We start from the raw sequence: 18841 nt of genomic DNA, 5'->3' as shown, positions 1-18841 counted from the left end.
CGGAAAGGGTAGTTTTATTTCTTTATTGTTTTGTTCTAGAATAATATTACAATAAGATACGCAATAGCTGCTACAATAGCACTAATTGGAATTGTAAGTATCCATGCCCAAAGCAGGCTTACTGTAATTCCCCAGCGTACTGCGGAAACACGCTTTGTAAGTCCTACACCAATGATAGAACCTGTAATCGTGTGTGTTGTAGAAACCGGGATAGCTAAATATTCAGTGATGAATAATGTTAGCGCTCCTGCTGTTTCAGCACTTACACCTTCTAGTGGAGTTACTTTTGTAATTTTAGTTCCCATGGTCTTGATAATCTTCCAACCACCACTCATTGTTCCCAATGCAATAGCAAGGAAAGATACTAATGGTACCCAAAGGTAATGCTGTGCAAAGTAGTTGAATCTATCAGCTGAAGGCATTGCAGCATATCCGTCCTGTAAAATGTTTACATGATAAAAGATTACTGCAGCTCCGATAATACCCATTACTTTTTGTGCATCATTCAAACCGTGCGTCAAACTAAATAAAGCTGAAGAAGCTAACTGTAGCTTTTTGAACGCCTGATCTGCCTTATGAGGATTACTTCTTTTATAAAGGTGTACAATAATCAGTGTAATGATAATTGAAATAACCATCCCGATAAAAGGAGCCAGGAAAATAAATAAGAAAATAGGGATTACTACGTTGAATTTAACAACCCCCTGAGTCGTCAGTTGCTTGAATGCTAAAGAGAACGTATCAAAAAAGCCAAGCCCAGGTTGTGCTGCAGCTATTTGATTGTAATCTGTAACGAAAGCATGCATAAGAGCAGCTCCTAAGAAACCTCCGATAAGAGTATGTGATGAAGAGGAAGGGATTCCAAACCACCATGTAAGCAGGTTCCATGCTATAGCAGCAATAAGACCTGAGAAAATTACTTCAAGAGTAATGAAATTTTCGTTAACCGTTTTAGCAATGGTATTTCCGATTTTAAATTCCCCTATTACATATGCTGCAAGGAAGAAAGCGGCAAAATTCCATAATGCTGCCCACAGTACAGCCTGAAATGGCGTCAATACTTTTGTGGATACAATTGTAGCAATAGAATTGGCTGCGTCATGGAAACCATTGATATAATCAAAGATCAGTGCTAAAGCAATAATAACTATTAGTAAAATAGGAAAATCCATTCTGTGTGTTATATATTAGTTTAGGCGTATTTAATCATGATGTTTTCAATAGTATTGGCTACATCTTCAGCCTTATCTGTAACGATTTCAAGATAGTTTAATACAGATGAAACTTTAATAACGTTTATAGCGTCATTTGTTTCGAACAATTCTACCATTGAGTTGGATAATAAATCATCCGCAATGTTTTCAATAGAGTTTACTTTAATACAAGCTTCTTTTACCTGCTCCATGTTTTTGAAACCTTTAAGGTTCTTCATCGCATTCTGGATCTCAATACAAGCCTTATGAATTAATAAAGAGAAATCCGTGTATGATTTTTGTTGTGGAGATTTGTATAGGTAAATATACTTTGCAGAAGCATAAATATAATCGGCAATATCATCAAGACCTGTAGCCAGCTCGTGGATATCTTCACGGTCAAAAGGTGTGATAAAGTTTTTTCCTAATTCCACAAAAATCTCGTGAGTAAGATCATCATTTTTGTGTTCATAGTCGCTCATTTTTTTAAGCATTGAATCGTCGTTCAGATCAAAATCCTTTAAACCGTTGTTAAACTCATTTGACATCTCGACAAGATTGTCTGTTACTTTCTCAAAAAGGACAAAGAAAATCTTATCCTTTGGTTGAAATGCGTGGAAAATATTACCAATTCCCATTATGATATAATCTTTAAAAGTTTGTGCAAATATCGGGAAAACGAATTTGTGTTTTCAGGGGTAAATATTAATTTTTGTTAACATAAAAAACACTGCCGTTTGGCAGTGTTTTAAATATTTAGAATAAAGCAAGTTAGATTAGTTAGCAACCTCCAAACGCATCTCTCTGCCTTTGAATTTTTTGTTGTTAATGTTACCCATTACTTCATTTTTGAAGCTTTTTTCTACTTCGAAGAATGTGAATTTCTCTAAGATTTCAATATCTCCGATATCAGCTTTTTTACCTGATTTTTTAGTAGACTGGTTAATGATGTCCAGTACGTCTACTTTTTTCAGTTCATCTCTTTTTCCTAGGTTAAAGAAGAAACGTACCATGTTTTCGCTTTTCTTTCTCGATTTACGATCTCCACGGTCTCTGCTGTTTCTATCTCCTCTGTCCCTGTCTCTGTCGCGGCTACGCTCACGTCTGCTTCCTCTTTCAGAATCATCTCTACCATTAAACTTCTGCTCAGCAATATCGTTACGGTTTTCGTAGTATAATGCCATGTCACGAAGTTGGAACTGTAATAGCTGACCAACAAGTTCTTCTTTAGTGAAGTTAGACAAATCAGGAATTAAAGAAGCATCAAATTCAAAATAGTTTTCGTGCTCAGAGAATAATTTTTCAAAAACACCTTCTACCTGAGCTTTGATAATTTCTTGTCCTGTAGGAATTATTTTCTCAGTAATTTCAATTTTACTTTGGCTCTTAATCTGCTTCAGCTTGCGGCTTTCTTCAGGTTTGATTAAAGCAATTGAAATACCATCTTTTCCGGCTCTACCAGTTCTACCACTTCTGTGTACGAATACTTCAGGATCGTCTGGTAAAGAGAAATGGATAACGTGAGTTAAAGAATCTACATCTAGTCCTCTTGCAGCAACGTCAGTAGCAACAAGGATATCGATATTCTTTAAACGGAACTTTTTCATTACAGTATCACGCTGTGCCTGAGAAAGATCTCCGTGAAGTGCATCTGCTGCATAACCATTTTGCATTAGGAAATCAGCAACTTCTTGAGTTTCCATACGGGTACGGCAGAAGATAATAGAATATTGGTTCGGGTTATTGTCAATAAGCCTTTTCAAAGCTTCTTTTTTCTGACGATATCCTACTACATAATATTCGTGCTTAATGTTCTTCTTAACCTCGTTAATAGAACCTACAGAAATTCTGTGCGGTTTAGTCAAATAGTTCTTAGAAATACGTTCTACCTCCTTGCTCATTGTAGCCGAGAAAAGGAAAGTCTGTTTGGTTTCCGGAGTTTCGCTGATGATTGTTTCCAAATCATCTTTGAAGCCCATTGAAAGCATTTCATCTGCTTCGTCTAATACCAACCAGTGAATATTGGAAAAATCCAAAGATTTACGATTGATCAAATCGATAACACGTCCCGGTGTACCAACAATAATTTGCGGTTTCTCACGAAGCGATCTGATTTGGTCATTAATGCTGCTACCACCATATACGGCAACAGTCTTAATATTAGGAAGGTATTTAGAGTAGTTTTTTATGTCTTTTGTAATCTGAAGACATAATTCGCGCGTTGGACACAATACCAAAAATTGGATTTTGCGGCTTGTGTCATCTACCATATCCAAAATTGGAAGGGAAAAAGCTGCTGTTTTTCCGGTACCCGTCTGCGCCAGAGCGATAAGATCTCTAACGTCTGATGATATAAAGGGGATTGTTTGTTTCTGGATTTCAGTAGGGCTCTCGTAGCCTAGTTCACCAATAGCCTTCAGAATTTCAGGACTTAAATTGGTTTCGGTAAATAAATTCATTAATTTCTTAAATATTTTGCAAAGATACGATTTTTAACTTAAACATTTTTTTATAAATACAAAAGCACATCATTTAACTAAGATGTGCTGAGTGAATTACCTTATTTTTAAGATTATTTTTTAAGGAGTTTATTGATGGTTGATTGTATTTCCGGATCGTCCGGAGTGATAGCATAATATTTTGCAATCTTAGATTTCTGATCAATAACCAGATAACGTGGAATCCAGTTAAGATCAATATAATTATTAAAATTATTTTTCCATCCTTCGGAAAACCAGTAGTTTTCTTTTCCTTTCATATTGAATTTTTCAAGGCTTTTGTCAAATCCTTCTCTGTTGCGATCCAATGAAAAGAATACAAAATGAACCTCAGGATTGTTTTTTTCCAGTTCTTCTGCCTTTGGCAATGCCAGAATACAATCTCTACACCATCCCGCCCAAAGATCGAGCACAATAACTTTTCCTTTATGTTTACTAAACACATCTTTAATAGACATAACATCTCCGTTTTCAGCAGTAATTTTCTGTGCTAATGCTTCTTTTGTAAATAAGGTCTTTAATACTTTAGGGGTTTGCTGAGCGAAGGTTAAACCGGATAAAATTATTCCGAAAAATAGAATGGCTCTTTTCATGTCTCTTTGAATTGTTATAACAAAGCTATATAAAATATAGGAATTACAGAACAACTATTTTTATCCTATAATAATGCTGTGGTTTCAGAGAATCTGATATTTAATTACTTCCAATAGCTTTTCCTTCGGGGTTTATAAAGATTTCTTCTTAAAAATCAGATTTTAATTTGTCTTAAAAATGAATTAGAGCTAACTTTGCATGAATCTAAATTTATAGTAAAATATGTCAACTTACGTTGTAGTAGGCCTTCAGTATGGAGATGAAGGTAAAGGTAAAATTACGGATGTTCTTTCCGCTAAATCAGATTACGTAGTACGTTTTCAAGGTGGAGATAATGCAGGACATACTGTATATGTAGGAGATAATAAATTTGTCCTGCAACTTTTACCATCAGGTGTTTTACAATGCCGTGGAAAATGTTTCCTTGCTAATGGGGTAGTAGTAAATCCTAAATCTTTCCTGAAAGAAATTCAGCAGATTGAAGATAAAGGAATGAAAACAGATCACGTGTTTATTAGCCGCAGAGCGCATGTGATTATGCCTTATCATATTCTCTTGGATACTTATAGAGAAGAAGAGCAGGGAGGTACACAGATCGGAACAACCAAAAAAGGTATCGGTCCATGTTACGAAGACAAAATTTCCAGAGTAGGTATCCGTATGGTAGACTTACTAAATCCTGAAATACTAAGAGAAAAGATTGAAAAAAATCTAAAGCTTAAAAATGCTTTGTTCTCCAAATATTTTGATAAGCCGGAAATGGATGTTGAAGAGATTTACAATGAATTTTTAGAATTAGGAGAAAAACTAAAAGACAGAATTGTAGATACTGAGCTTGAAATCAACGAAGCAATTAAAGAAGGTAAAAATATCCTTTTTGAAGGAGCTCAGGCTTTAATGCTTGATATAGACTTCGGAACTTATCCATATGTTACATCATCTTCTCCTTCTACAGGTGGGGTTTGTACAGGTGCTGGTGTTCCGCCAACATCTCTTCAAAACCTTATTGGTGTGGCAAAAGCTTACTGTACAAGAGTAGGAAACGGACCTTTCCCTACAGAATTGGATGACGAGCTTGGAGAAAATATCCGTAGAATTGGTGGTGAGTTTGGAGCTGTAACCGGAAGACCAAGAAGAACAGGTTGGTTAGATCTTGTTTCTTTAAAGCATGCTTGTATGATTAACGGTATCAACAACCTTGTAATTACTAAATTAGATGTAATGACAGGTCTTGGTAAACTAAAGATTGCTACACACTATAAAACTGAAGATGGTAAAATCATTGATTACTTCACTTCTTCTACAACCAAGTTATATAACTATGAGCCTATCTATGAAGAATTAGAAGGTTGGGATGAAGATATTACTACAGTAAGAAGCTATGACGAGCTTCCTGCAGCAGCTAAGAAGTATATTGAGTTTATCGAAAAATACTTAGGTATTAATGTTTACTTAGTTTCTGTAGGACCAGAGCGTTCTCAGAATATTATCAGAAAAGAGCTTTTCTAAGAAAAAAGAAATAGCAGAATTATATAAAAGTTCCGGAAAATATTTTCCGGAACTTTTTTTATTAAAAAATGATGGGGATAAGTGTTTATAAGGTTAATATTATTCTTAATCCAGGGTTTTTGAATATGTGTTTTGAGAAAAAAGTTATTATTTGACAAACACTTATTGGATTTTAACAATTTTTTGGAATAAATTTTGATTTGAATGATGCATATGTGTTAATTTTTTTATTTAATCATCAAAACCACAAATCTATGAAGCCATTCCAACATCTGAACCACGAGTTCGCTTTGAATGAAATTGTTTTTGAAAACAGAAACAAATTTTATGGTGCCTATGACCTGAGAAATCGGGCAGGGCAGTATATGAATAGGGCCCTTTTTTCTGGGATTCTTTTCTTTGGTGCACTGACAGCAGCGGCTATAATTTATACCAATCTTGCAAATTCAAAAGTAGTTGAAGTTCCGCCGCCAACATTATTTAATGGAGTTATTGTTAATGAACCTCAGGATCCTGTAAAACCAAAAGATCCGGAACCAGTTCAGCCACAACCACAAAAAGTTGTAAAGACAATTGATACTCAGGTGCCAACTCCGGTAAATAATCCACCAATTGAGAAGATTACGACGAAGGTACCACCAGATGCTGTTTCTGGAACACAGAATGTAGAAGGGCCAGTTGCAACGAATCCAAATACTCCGGCTCCGACAATTAAAACAACTCCGGGAAATGAAATTGTACCTGCTCCACCACAACCAAAGATTTTATCGAATGATCCTGCTACTGTTGTTGATGTTGAAGCTGCTTATGTTGGAGGATTGGATTCTTTCCGTAATAAGATTAAAGAGAACTTTGACGGAAGTGTAATGGATGGAACAGAAGGTGTTATTAAAACAATGGTAACCTTTATTGTAGAAAGAGATGGTACAATTACCAATATAAAAGCAGATGGCCCTAACAGAGATTTTAATGCAGAGGCTATCCGTACGATAAAATCAGTAAAAGGCAAATGGAATCCTGCTAAATTGGAAGGTCAGAATGTAAGATCTTATTTCAGAATTCCGGTGTCTATGAAATTTGAATAAATTTTACCAGATAAAATTGCTATAATTATCCACAAAGAGTTTTTTTTGTGGATAATTTTTTTAAGGTATAAAGCCTTGTTTAACAAATATTTAACAAGATCACGTCTTTTGTGATAGGCGTTAGCATTAAAAAAATTGTATTTTTGAATCTTAAATCTTGAAAATGGGTAAAATAATAGGAGTGGCAAACCAAAAAGGAGGCGTAGGAAAGACAACTACATCTGTTAATTTAGCTTCTGCATTGGGTGTTTTAGAGAAAAAAGTTTTACTAATAGATGCTGATCCACAGGCTAATGCAACTTCGGGCTTAGGAGTGGAAGAAGTATACAATTCTACATATAATGTTTTAGAAAACAGTAAGAATGTACGCGAATGTATACAGAGAACCACTTCTCCTAATCTGGATATTATGCCGTCGCATATTGACTTAGTTGCGGCTGAAATTGAACTCGTAGATAAAGAAAGACGTGAGTACATGCTGAAAGAAGCATTGAAGGAGATTAAAAATGATTATGATTACATTATCATCGACTGTGCTCCGAGTCTTGGACTTATTACGATAAACGCATTAACTGCTGCGGATTCAGTAATTATTCCTATCCAGTGCGAATATTTTGCTTTGGAAGGTCTGGGTAAGTTACTTAATACCATTAAAAATGTTCAGAGAATTCACAATCCGGATCTGGATATCGAAGGTTTATTGCTTACAATGTATGATAGCCGTTTAAGATTGTCTAATCAGGTTGTTGAAGAAGTTAATTCCCATTTCCCGGATATGGTATTCAGTAGTATTATCAACCGGAATGTAAGATTGAGTGAAGCGCCAAGTTTTGGAGAGTCTATCATCATGTACGATGCCGAAAGTAAAGGAGCTATACAATATATACAGCTTGCAGAAGAAGTTTTGTTGAAGAACGAGTCAAAAACCAAAAAGAAGAGAGAAACCATTGAAAGATAAGAAAAGAGCCATGGGGCGTGGTTTAGGTGCTATTCTTAGCGCTGAAACCAAAGGCACAGTAAACTCAGCAACGGATGCCGGTGCGGAGCAGTTAGTGGGCAATATAGTAGAGGTGTCTATCGATGATATATATCCTAATTCTAGTCAGCCACGTACTTATTTTGATGAGAAGGCACTTAATGACCTTGCTCAGTCTATTCTGGCTTTAGGTATAATTCAGCCGGTAACGCTACGTAAGGACGGAGATAAATTTGAAATTATCTCCGGAGAACGTCGTTTCCGCGCCAGTAAGATCGCCGGTCTGAAAACAATTCCGGCTTATATAAGATTGGTGAACGATCAGGAGCTATTAGAGATGGCTCTTGTAGAGAATATACAGCGTGAGGATTTAGATGCCATCGAGATCGCACTTACCTACCAAAGGTTAATTGATGAAATAGGTCTTACCCAGGAAAATCTTAGTTCCCGTGTCGGAAAAGAGAGAAGTACCATTACCAATTCATTGCGTTTGCTAAAGCTTAGTCCTGAAATTCAGGGAGCTATCCGAAGTAATGAGATCTCAGCTGGCCATGGCCGTGCCTTGCTAAGTCTTCAGGACGAAGCACAACAGGAATTACTTTATCAGAAAATTGTTAAAGAAAACCTGAATGTTCGCCAGGCAGAAGAGCTTGTAAACAAATTAAAGAACAGTAAACAAAAAACTGTTAAAGCCATAAAAGAATTACCTAACCATTTGAAGAAAGCACAGAAAAGTATTTCCGATGCATTGGACTTGAATGTGGAAATTAAATCTGTTGGAAAAGGTAAAAAAGGTAAAATTATTTTAGATTTTGCTTCAGAGGAAGATCTGGAGAGAATTTTGAAACTTATAGGGGAATGAGACTTTCGTTCCGTAAATACCAGCCACTAAAAGTGGTTAACGAAAAATAGACGAATGAAAAAATTAATTGTTTTTTTTAGTACGCTTATCGTTGTATTTTGTTTTTCTCAGGAGAAAGTCAATGATACAATAAAAAGCCCTTCGGTTACAGATACGCTTAGTGCTAAGAAAACACCAGATGATGTTATGAAAGACATCAATATGGTAAATGCAGCTCCCAAAAAAATAATTGAAATAAGTCCCACAAAAGCAGGATTATATGCTGCAATATTACCGGGATTGGGGCAGGCTTATAATAAAAAATACTGGAAGATTCCTATTGTTTTAGGGGCTATCGGTACAGGAGTAGGAATTGCAATGTGGAATGATAAGCAATACAGACGTTATCGGGAAGCTTTTATTGCAGAACTGAATGGTCAGAAGCATGAGTTTTCCGGAATTGCAGGAGTGACCAAAGACGTACTGGGACGTACACAGGATAGGGCTAAGCGACAGAGAGATTATGCAATTGCTATTACAGCCGGAGTTTATCTGTTGAGTATTATAGATGCGGTGGTAGATGCCCATTTAGCTCCAATTAAGAATGATCCTGATTTGGCATTTGCACCAGTGGTTATTATGGATCCTACGGGGTTTGAGCCTTCTAAGCCTGGCATAGGAATACGATACAGATTTTAAAATATTCGAATAAATTATAATGAAACCTTACAGGTGATTTTATCTTAGGATAATTGCCCGTAAGGTTTCATCAGATCAATAAAAAATAAAAGTTATCTAATGAAAATAGCATTAGTAGGTTACGGTAAAATGGGTAAAATTATCGATGAGATAGCCCAGAAAAGAGGCCATGAAATCGTAGCCAGATTAAAAGAAACACCAACATCTGATAATCTGAACAATCCGGATGTTGTTATTGAATTTTCTAACCCGGAAGCAGCTTATGAAAATATAAAAAACTGTTTGGAACTTGGAATTCCTGTAATATGTGGAACAACAGGCTGGCTTGAAAAAAAACCTGAAATAGAAAGATTAGCAGTTGAAAAGAATACTGCATTTTTATACGGATCCAACTTTAGTTTAGGAGTAAACTTATTTTTTGCACTTAATGAAAGGCTGGCAAAAATGATGAGTCCTTTTCCTGAATATGACGTTCAGTTGGAAGAGATCCACCACATTCATAAATTAGATGCTCCAAGTGGTACAGCGATTACATTGGCAGAAGGAGTTATTGGAAATTCAGGTTTTGAATCATGGAAATTAGAAGAAACGAAAGGCAAAGAATTGGGTATATTTGCTATTCGTGAAAATGAGGTTCCGGGTACACATAGTGTATATTACCGTTCGGAAGTGGATGAAATTGAGATCAAGCATACAGCTTTCAACAGAAATGGCTTTGCTTTAGGTGCAGTTGTTGCTTCAGAATGGATCAAAGATAAAAAAGGTGTTTTCACCATGAATGATGTGTTGGGTTTGTAACATTTACCCCGAAATTATAACTAATCATTTGAAAAAATAAAGATTAATCAAATCAGAAACTGATGAATTACGTTCTTACATATTGCTTTTATGTATTAATCCTGAGTGTATTAATGGGGATTTCTACATGGAAGCTATTTAAAAAAATGGGATATAATCCTGTTTTTGCATTTATACCTTTTTACAATTATTCAATAATACTGAAGGAAACTGAGCACCCTAAATGGTGGGCAGTATTATCGTATTTACCAATTGTAGGACCTATTATGATGTCCGTTTTTCATTTATTTTTAATGAAAAAGTTTGGTAAGGTTTCTTTTGTACAAAGAGTTCTTACTGTTGTACTGCCTTTTATCTATATGGCAGTAGTTAACTATTCAAAAGATACAGAAATCTATAAAGAATTTTTACTGCAGGGTGAAGAAGAAGCAAAGAAGAAAGATGGTTTCTGGGGTTCTGTTGTGTATGCTGTTGTTTTTGCAACCGTTATTCACACGTTTATCACTCAGCCGTTTGGTGTACCTACCGGCTCTATGGAAAGAACAATCTTGGTTGGAGACTTCCTGTTTGTAAATAAACTGAACTATGGTTACCGTTTTCCAATGAGACCTGTGGCGATTCCTTTCTTACAAGGAACTATAGGTGGAAGTGCTAATCCTAAAAAAGCAACAAAGTCTTATGTAGATGGCGTAAAACTTCCTTATTTTAGACTTCCGGGTTGGGAAAAGGTAGAAAGAAATGATATCGTGGTATTCAACTATCCTGGAGACTCCGCACACGTAGCAATAGACCGTAAAGATCCTTATGTAAAAAGGGTAGTAGGTATTCCGGGAGATGTTATTGAAATGAGAAACGGAAGATTATTTGTGAATAATCAGCCTGAAAAAAGAATGGGTGATGCAGAAGTTCAGCATTCTTACTTAGTATATACTTCTTCTGCATTGGATGTAAACCGTCTTTGGAAAGTATATGGCTATTTACCTCTACAGGAAGGAGAAATGCCTACCGGAGGATATGTTTATCAGTTCCAGGGATTAACAGATAAAACTGCTGCTGAAATAAAGAGCCTTCCGGAAGTAACCAAGATGGAAGAAGTCATCAATCCGAAAGGAGAAGCTGCAATTAGCTATTATAATCAGGAAACTAAAGCTAAAATCGATACAGCTCAGTCTATATTCCCTATTAATAAGCCATGGAATGCAGATCAGTATGGTCCGCTTAAAATTCCTAAAAAGGGCGATGTTGTCGCTGTAAATAAAGATAATTTACCGGAATACCAGTGGATTATTCATAAGTATGAAGGTCATAAACTGGAAAATAAAAATGGTAAAATCTTTATCGATGGTAAAGAATCTAACCAGTATACTATAGAACAGGACTATTACTTTATGATGGGGGACAACAGAGATGCTTCCCTTGATGCCCGTTTCTTTGGATTCGTTCCGGAGCAGTACATCGTAGGTAAGCCTATGTTTACATGGTTAAGTGTACAGGGTGTTTTTGATGAAGGACCAAAGAAAGTTCGATGGGATCGTATGTTCAAAGCATCTAATACCGGCGATATGAACAAAACATCTTATTGGTGGATTGCTGTACTCGTATTGGTATTGTTCTTTGGATGGGATTATTTTACTAAAATGTTTAAGAAAAAGAAAGAAGATGAATAATGTACTTCTTCCGATATTCTACCTGCCTCCAGTACAGTGGTTTGCAGAGTATTTGGATGAGAATAATGATGTTGTATTTGAAGAGTGGGAAAACTTCCCTAAACAAACCTACAGGAACCGTACAGAAATTTATGGTGCCAATGGTAAGCTTGCGCTGATTATTCCAACCAAGCATACCGGAAGCAGGTTGTATAAAGAAACGGAGGTTTCTTATGCCGAGAATTGGCAAAAGCTACACTGGAAGTCAATTAAAACGGCTTATCAGAGTTCTCCTTATTTCGAGTTTTACGAGCACCAGCTGGAAGATATTTACTCCGTTCAGACAGACAGTTTAATGGAATTTAACCTTCGGGCTTTAAATATTATTTTAAAAATACTGAAGACTGAGAAAAAGTCTGCTTCTACTTCCACGTATGAAAGAGAACCTGAGGCTACTGACTTTAGAGATTCATTTTCAGCTAAGAAGGATACAAACTCAGCTTCAAAAGAATATTATCAGGTGTTTTCGGATAAGCTAGGCTATATTCCAAATTTGTCTATTGTGGACTTATTATGTAATCTTGGCCCGGAATCTGCAACATACCTTAAAAATTTTAAATAAAAAGTTATGAGAAAATTCTTTATAAGTGCTGCTTTTCTGACAGCATTTACTTTTGGTTTTTCACAGGAAACCTCCGATAAGCAAAATAAGGATCTGGAAACCTGGTATCATAAAGATTTTGCAACAACCAAAGTTTACGGAGTTAATACTGAAAAAGCTTATAAGTTCTTAGAATCAAAAGGACTAAAACCACAAACGGTAATCGTTGGTGTTTTGGATAGCGGAGTAGAGGTAGATCATCCGGGACTTATAAAGAATATGTGGGTTAATACCAAAGAAATTCCGGGTAACGGAATCGATGATGATGGCAACGGATATGTAGATGATATCCACGGCTGGAATTTCCAGGGTGGTAAAAATGGTGATGTGGATGTAGATACTCAGGAAGTAACCAGAGTAATTCAGAAATACAAACCTCTTTTCGAAGGCGCTGATTCAACCGCAAATAAAGCCAATCAGGCAAAAATGCCTGCAGAATTTGATCTGTATATGAAATCGAAAGATATTTATACAGCTAAGAATGGTGAAGCACAGCAATACTATGTATTTTACATGGAGCTGAAAAACAGAATTCCGGCAATTGTAGGATTGTTGGGAGGTAAAGCTTTAACACCGGAAAATGTAAAGGCTATTGTACCTAAAGATGGTCTTGAAGCTAATTATGTAGGTATTCTGGATAATATGACAAAAGACGGTGATCTTGCCGGCAAAAGTGGTAATGACCTACAAAAAGTTTTCTCAGAACAAATAGAAGATGGTATAAAACATTATAAAGTACAGGCGACTAAACAGTTTAACCTGGACTATGATCCACGCTCTATTGTAGGAGATAACTATAATGATATCAATGAAACAAAATATGGTAATAACCATTACGAAGGGCCGGATGCTGAGCACGGTACTCACGTTTCAGGGATTATTGCAGGTTTGCCAAACGGTAAAGAAGTTCAGTATGGGGTAGCTTCTAGAGTGGCTAAGATTATGACGGTAAGAGCTGTTCCGGATGGTGATGAACGTGATAAAGATGTGGCCAATGCTATCCGCTATGCTGTAGATAATGGTGCAAAAGTATTGAATATGAGCTTTGGAAAACCTGTTTCTCCGGGGAAAGACAAAGTTTGGGAAGCATTTAAATATGCACAGGATAAAGGTGTGCTTTTAGTAAAAGCTGCTGGTAACGAAAATGAAGATATTAGTGAACATGTTGCTTTTCCTACCAATTTTAAAGATCCGGCAGATGAAAAGCCTTTTGTAAATAATGTAATTGTTGTTGGAGCAAGTACAAACGATAATAATAAATTAAGAGCTTCATTTTCTAACTATAACCAGAAAATGGTAGATATTTTCGCTCCGGGTGAGAAGATATATTCTACAGTGCCGGATGGTAAGTATAAATACCTTCAGGGAACCTCTATGGCTTCACCAGTTGTTGCCGGAGCCGCTGCTGTATTATTAGCTTATATGCCAACGCTTACACCTGCCCAAATTATTGAGGCAATTGTAAAGACAGCAAATAAGTCTACTGTGGATGCTGGTATTGAAGGACGTAAGGTAAATAATACATTCAATTACATGTCCAGATCCGGAGGTGTAATGGATCTTTATAAGGCAGCAGAATATGCCTATAATAACTTTTACACTTCAGGGAAAAAGCTTCCCGTAAAATCCAAAACAAAGGTTAAGAAATAACATGAAAAAAAACATCTTCACACGAAGATGTTTTTTTTTGATTTCGGAATTTTTGGCACAATTTTTTATTACCTTTATATAAATAAACAATTTATGAAAAATCTATTACTTACGGGATTATTTGGCTCTATGGTAGCCGTTTCCTGTTCAACAGCAAATCAGGCACAGAGTGCTCGTAATGACAATTATAGTTTAAAGGGTACCTGGCAGATTACTAATGTAGATTATGATAAAAACTATAAGATCAAACCTTTCGATGAGGGAGTTGATATTAATTGTTTCGTTGGTAGCCAGTGGAAATTGGTTCCGAACAATAATACAGGATCTTATTCTATTTCGGAGTCAGCTTGTCCAGGTGTAAACACTCAGTTTAAGTTTAATGTAACAACTGACAGACAATTCTCTTTCAAGAAAATTCCAAACGGAACTAAAGCAAAAACTGTAACAGCTGGTTATTTCCTTCAGTTACAAAATCAGTCACCAGATTCATTTGAGCTAGTACAGACTGTTGGAGATTCTTCCACACCGGTAAACGTTGTATACCATTTCCAGAAAATTAACTAATCTACTTTAAAATTAAAAAAAATGAAATATTTAAATAAATCAAGCGTAGCAGCTTTATTCCTGTCAGGAAGTTTACTACTAACTAGCTGTGAGGCTGTACAAAATGCTAATAATACACAGAAAGGTGCAGCTATCGGAACTGCTGGTGGTGCTGTACTGGGAGGTATCTTAGGAAACAATATCGGTCGTGGTGGTAATGGTGCCATCGGTGCTGTATTAGGTGGTATTCTTGGTGGTGTTGCTGGTGGTGTTATCGGTAACAAAATGGACAAGCAGGCTAGAGAAATCAACCAGGCTTTACCAGGCGCTGAAGTAGAGAGAGTAGGAGAAGGTATTAAAGTTATCCTTAACGAAAATACAATTAACTTCAACTTCGACTCTGCAACACTTACACCAACAGCTAAAGCTAACTTAGATAAGTTAATCCCTGTTTTCAAAAACAATCCGGATACCAATATCAATGTTTACGGACATACAGATGCTAAAGGTACAGATTCTTACAACCTTGGATTATCTGAAAGAAGAGCAAACTCTGTAATCAGCTATTTTGTGTCTAATGGTCTTTCAAGAGGTCGTTTTGTAGCAAAAGGTATGGGTAAAGCAGAACCTATCGCTACTAATGATACAGATGCAGGAAGAGCTCAGAACAGAAGAGTAGAGTTTGCAATTACTGCAAATGATAAAATGATTCAGGATGCTAAACAAGGTAGATAATTAGACCTTTTTAGCTTTGATATAAAAAAACCACTGCCCAGGCAGTGGTTTTTCTTTATGATTATTATAATCGTTACTTTTGCATCAGTATATTATAAATGAAGAAGTATTTAAAACTTTTACGAGTTGAGCAGTGGGTGAAGAATTTATTTGTGTTCTTGCCTGTATTTTTTTCCGGGAAAATAATGGATACAGATCTCTTTTCTAAGAGCTGTGTCGCTTTTGTCGTGTTTTCTCTTACGGCAAGCTGTATCTATATTCTAAATGATTATATGGATATAGAACTGGATAAGCAGCACCCTGAAAAGCGAAACAGACCATTGGCCAGTGGTGCCATAGGAAAGAAAACAGCTATTGGTATATTCGTTTTATTAATAGCACTTGCAGTAGGTTTTACCCTGTATATGCAAAATCAGGGACTAGAAATACAGAACTTTGCCACAGTCATTATCTCTTACTTTGTGATTAATATTCTCTATACCTTTAAATTAAAGCATGTTGCTATTGTAGATATTTGTATTATTGCTACAGGTTTTGTACTCAGAGTTTTAGCGGGTGGTTATATTACCGGGATTGTAGTTTCGCAGTGGGCAATACTGCTTACTTTTATTCTGGCATTAGTATTGGCAATAGGAAAAAGAAGAGGCGAACTTATCAATGCTCAGATTAATGGTAAAACCAGAAAAGCTCTGGATGGTTATAATGTTCAGTTTGCCGATATTGCTTTATCTATTAGTTGTGCACTGGCGATTGTATGTTATCTGATGTTTACGCTCTCACCGGAGGTACAGCAGAAATTTCACCCGAGGGTTTTTTATACTGTAATTTTTGTTGTTTTTGCTTTTCTACGTTATTTGCAGCAGACTTTAGTGTATAATAAAACAGAATCCCCAACAAAGATTATTTATAAAGACCATTATATACAGGCTACAATGCTGTTATGGCTTATAGCATTTTTATTACAGATTTATTTCAAAAAATAAAATACATCATTAAAACACTTTGCAAATGAAAAAATTGTACTGTTTTGATTTTGACGGAACGATAACGACTAAAGACACGATGTTTCTATTTCTTAGGTTTTATAACCCGGGACGTTATTATTTTCAGTTTATGAGACATGTTCCGTTGTTTGTAATGATGAAGCTGAAGCTGGCGAATACAGAGAGGGTGAAAAAAAGCTTCATTACTTCTATATTAAAAGATGAGAAGCAAAAGAAGCTGGAGGAGCTTGCTCAGAATTTTTTTAAAGAATATAAGAACAGCATTATGAGAGAAAATGCACTGGATTTCTTTAAAAACATAGATAAGAATGCAACGGCCTATCTGGTAACCGCATCTTTGGACATCTGGGTAAAGCCATTTGCCGAGCATTTTAATTTTGGATATATTTCTACAGAAGCTAAATTTGTAAATGGTAAATTTGCAGGAGATTTTGCAACCAGAAATTGTAACGGGCCCGAAAAAGTCACTCGGATAAAAAGAACGATAGATTTAACAAGGTTCGACAAGACCATTGCCTTCGGCGATACTTCCGGAGACAAGCCAATGCTGGAGTGGGCAGATGAAGGGTATTTCAAATTTTTTCACTAATTTTAATATTTGAATACAAGGCACTCGAAGGGGAATATTAATGAATGTTTTTATGTTTCTCCTTGCAATAGTATATAAATGATAATGTAAAAACATAATAACAACGAGAGATCTAAAATGGATAGAGTTTATCTTGATAATGCAGCGACAACCCCCCTTTTGGAAGAGGTAATTGATGCAATGGTAGATGTGATGAAAACCCAGTATGGGAATCCATCTTCCACATATAGCCTAGGGCAGGAAGCAAAAGCTATAATTGAGGAGAACAGACGTAAAGTTGCGGCTTACCTTAATGTAACACCTGCTGAAATTATTTTTACTTCTTGTGGTACTGAATCTAATAACATGATTATAAGATCAAGTGTAGATAACCTGGGAGTACAACGCATTATTACTTCTCCTATGGAGCATAAATGTGTTGCAGAAGCATGCCTTGAAATGAAGAAAATGAGAGGTGTAGAGTTAGTTTATCTTCGTCCGGACAGTAAAGGTGATTTCGATCTTGCAAAGCTCGAAAGCCTTCTTCAGAATTCTGAGAAGAAAACTTTGGTATCTCTGATGCATGCAAATAACGAAATCGGAAACTTACTGGATATAGAGAAAGTTGCTGCACTTTGCAAGCAATACGATGCTTTATATCATTCAGATACAGTACAGACTGTCGCGCATATGCCTTTAGATTTCTCTAAAATTATGGTTGATTTCGCATCATGCAGTGCTCATAAATTTCATGGCCCTAAAGGAGCAGGATTTGCTTTTGTAAGAAAATCATCCGGGCTTAAAGGAATTATTGTAGGCGGATCTCAGGAAAGAAGCCTTCGTGCCGGTACAGAAAACGTAACAGGTATTGTAGGATTAGGTAAAGCTTTGGATATTGCGGTAGAGCATATGGATGAATATGCTAACCATATGGAGGAGATTAAGGCTTATACAATAGAGAAATTAACAGAAAAGATACCAGGAGTATTATTCAACGGACATAGTGCAGAAAGAGGCACCAGTCTTTACACTTTATTAAGCGTACTTTTACCATTTAAAAACCCGCTTATCGGCTTACAGTTGGATATGAAAGGAATCGCAGTATCTCAGGGTAGTGCTTGCAGTTCCGGGGCTGCTAAGCCTTCTATGGTAATGATGTCGATACTTACAGACGAGCAAATGGATAACGGTACTCCGCTTCGTCTTTCTTTTAGTCATATGACTTCAAAATCCGATATAGATGCTTTGGCTAAAGCGCTGGAAGAGATTAAAGAAGGTACTATCGAAAAAATGAATGTTTGATATAGACATTCAGGTATAATAAATTGTGTAAATTTGTAGACTTAAATTAAACTGAAATAATAAGAATTATGGCATTAGAAATCACTGATTCAACATTTAGCGAAATTATCAATTCGGATAAACCGGTATTAGTTGACTTTTGGGCAACTTGGTGTGGTCCGTGCAGAATGTTGGGTCCAATTATTGAGGAAATTGCTACCGATTTTGAAGGAAAAGCGGTTGTAGGAAAAGTAGATGTAGACAACAATCAACAAATCTCTATGGAGTTTGGGATTAGAAATATTCCTACAGTTTTAATCTTCAAGAACGGAGAAGTAGTGGACAAATTGGTTGGTGTATCCCCAAAAGAGGTTATTGCGCAGAAGCTTTCTGCTCACTTATAGAAAAAAGTATAACTGATAATGAACGCTTTCCCGACTGGGAGAGCGTTTTTTTTGAAAAATATTTGTTAGTATCGATTATTGTTGTATTTTTGCAACCACAATAAACAAAGAGCATACGTTTTTAAATATTGTCGATTGATCCGGTAGTTCAGCTGG

General features: G+C 36.1%; 19 protein-coding genes. 15 read left to right on the top strand and 4 right to left on the bottom strand.

Translation table 11 applies throughout. The annotated features are described in order from the left end of the window. Positions 1 to 35: 35 nt before the first annotated feature. From ATE49_RS00095 to ATE49_RS00080, 4 genes are all read right to left on the bottom strand, one after another. Complete coding sequence (locus ATE49_RS00095; RefSeq protein ID WP_059155430.1) at positions 36 to 1172, bottom strand: inorganic phosphate transporter; 1137 nt, start codon at positions 1170 to 1172, stop codon at positions 36 to 38. 20 nt (positions 1173 to 1192) lie between these two features. Next, positions 1193 to 1831, bottom strand: a complete 639-nt coding sequence (locus ATE49_RS00090; RefSeq protein WP_009085057.1) for a DUF47 domain-containing protein — start codon at positions 1829 to 1831, stop codon at positions 1193 to 1195. A 138-nt stretch (positions 1832 to 1969) separates the two neighbouring features. Beyond that, positions 1970 to 3652, bottom strand: a complete 1683-nt coding sequence (locus ATE49_RS00085; RefSeq protein ID WP_065080624.1) for a DEAD/DEAH box helicase — start codon at positions 3650 to 3652, stop codon at positions 1970 to 1972. 113 nt (positions 3653 to 3765) lie between these two features. Beyond that, a complete protein-coding gene (locus ATE49_RS00080) occupies positions 3766 to 4284 on the bottom strand; it encodes a TlpA family protein disulfide reductase (RefSeq protein ID WP_065080623.1) in 519 nt (172 codons plus the stop codon). A 223-nt stretch (positions 4285 to 4507) separates the two neighbouring features. On the opposite strand from ATE49_RS00080, the gene ATE49_RS00075 reads away from it, so the two are divergent. The 15 genes from ATE49_RS00075 (at position 4508) to trxA (ending at position 18685) form a co-directional block, all read left to right on the top strand. Next, entirely contained in the window at positions 4508 to 5794 is a 1287-nt protein-coding gene (locus ATE49_RS00075) for an adenylosuccinate synthase (RefSeq protein WP_065080622.1), read from the top strand. A gap of 254 nt (positions 5795 to 6048) precedes the next feature. Next, positions 6049 to 6879 (top strand): energy transducer TonB, encoded by an 831-nt coding sequence (locus ATE49_RS00070; RefSeq protein ID WP_065080621.1) that lies wholly within the window; start codon positions 6049 to 6051, stop codon positions 6877 to 6879. 163 nt (positions 6880 to 7042) lie between these two features. Then, on the top strand, positions 7043 to 7837 hold the full coding sequence (locus ATE49_RS00065; RefSeq protein WP_034869047.1) for a ParA family protein: 795 nt from the start codon (positions 7043 to 7045) through the stop codon (positions 7835 to 7837). Further along, entirely contained in the window at positions 7827 to 8717 is an 891-nt protein-coding gene (locus ATE49_RS00060; RefSeq protein ID WP_078404769.1) for a ParB/RepB/Spo0J family partition protein, read from the top strand. Before ATE49_RS00065 ends, ATE49_RS00060 begins: the two co-directional genes overlap by 11 nt. A gap of 54 nt (positions 8718 to 8771) precedes the next feature. After that, on the top strand, positions 8772 to 9395 hold the full coding sequence (locus ATE49_RS00055; protein ID WP_034869044.1) for a DUF5683 domain-containing protein: 624 nt from the start codon (positions 8772 to 8774) through the stop codon (positions 9393 to 9395). A gap of 99 nt (positions 9396 to 9494) precedes the next feature. Next, positions 9495 to 10193, top strand: coding sequence for a 4-hydroxy-tetrahydrodipicolinate reductase (gene dapB / locus ATE49_RS00050; protein ID WP_065080620.1), 699 nt, complete (start codon positions 9495 to 9497; stop codon positions 10191 to 10193). Between the two features lie 62 nt (positions 10194 to 10255). After that, positions 10256 to 11860 carry a signal peptidase I gene (lepB, locus tag ATE49_RS00045; protein WP_065080619.1) on the top strand — a complete coding sequence of 535 codons (1605 nt, stop codon included), beginning with the start codon at positions 10256 to 10258 and terminating at the stop codon, positions 11858 to 11860. After that, a complete protein-coding gene (locus ATE49_RS00040) occupies positions 11853 to 12461 on the top strand; it encodes a WbqC family protein (protein WP_065080618.1) in 609 nt (202 codons plus the stop codon). The genes lepB and ATE49_RS00040 overlap by 8 nt, the downstream gene beginning before the upstream one ends. A 6-nt stretch (positions 12462 to 12467) precedes the next feature. Then, positions 12468 to 14150, top strand: a complete 1683-nt coding sequence (locus tag ATE49_RS00035) for a S8 family serine peptidase (protein ID WP_065080617.1) — start codon at positions 12468 to 12470, stop codon at positions 14148 to 14150. Positions 14151 to 14243: 93 nt separating this feature from the next. Then, complete coding sequence (locus ATE49_RS00030) at positions 14244 to 14714, top strand: lipocalin family protein (protein WP_045184999.1); 471 nt, start codon at positions 14244 to 14246, stop codon at positions 14712 to 14714. Between the two features lie 21 nt (positions 14715 to 14735). After that, positions 14736 to 15428, top strand: a complete 693-nt coding sequence (locus tag ATE49_RS00025; protein WP_065080616.1) for an OmpA family protein — start codon at positions 14736 to 14738, stop codon at positions 15426 to 15428. A gap of 98 nt (positions 15429 to 15526) precedes the next feature. Next, positions 15527 to 16411, top strand: a complete 885-nt coding sequence (locus tag ATE49_RS00020) for a decaprenyl-phosphate phosphoribosyltransferase (protein WP_065080615.1) — start codon at positions 15527 to 15529, stop codon at positions 16409 to 16411. Positions 16412 to 16436: 25 nt separating this feature from the next. Next, positions 16437 to 17021, top strand: coding sequence for an HAD-IB family hydrolase (locus tag ATE49_RS00015; protein WP_059344151.1), 585 nt, complete (start codon positions 16437 to 16439; stop codon positions 17019 to 17021). Between the two features lie 117 nt (positions 17022 to 17138). Further along, a complete protein-coding gene (locus ATE49_RS00010; RefSeq protein WP_059344152.1) occupies positions 17139 to 18302 on the top strand; it encodes a cysteine desulfurase family protein in 1164 nt (387 codons plus the stop codon). A gap of 68 nt (positions 18303 to 18370) precedes the next feature. Further along, complete coding sequence (trxA, locus tag ATE49_RS00005; RefSeq protein WP_009085023.1) at positions 18371 to 18685, top strand: thioredoxin; 315 nt, start codon at positions 18371 to 18373, stop codon at positions 18683 to 18685. Positions 18686 to 18841 lie beyond the last annotated feature (156 nt).

The sequence above is a fragment of the Elizabethkingia miricola genome (assembly GCF_001675285.1).
Classification (GTDB): domain Bacteria; phylum Bacteroidota; class Bacteroidia; order Flavobacteriales; family Weeksellaceae; genus Elizabethkingia; species Elizabethkingia miricola.
This window is presented reverse-complemented; position numbering and strand designations above follow the sequence as displayed.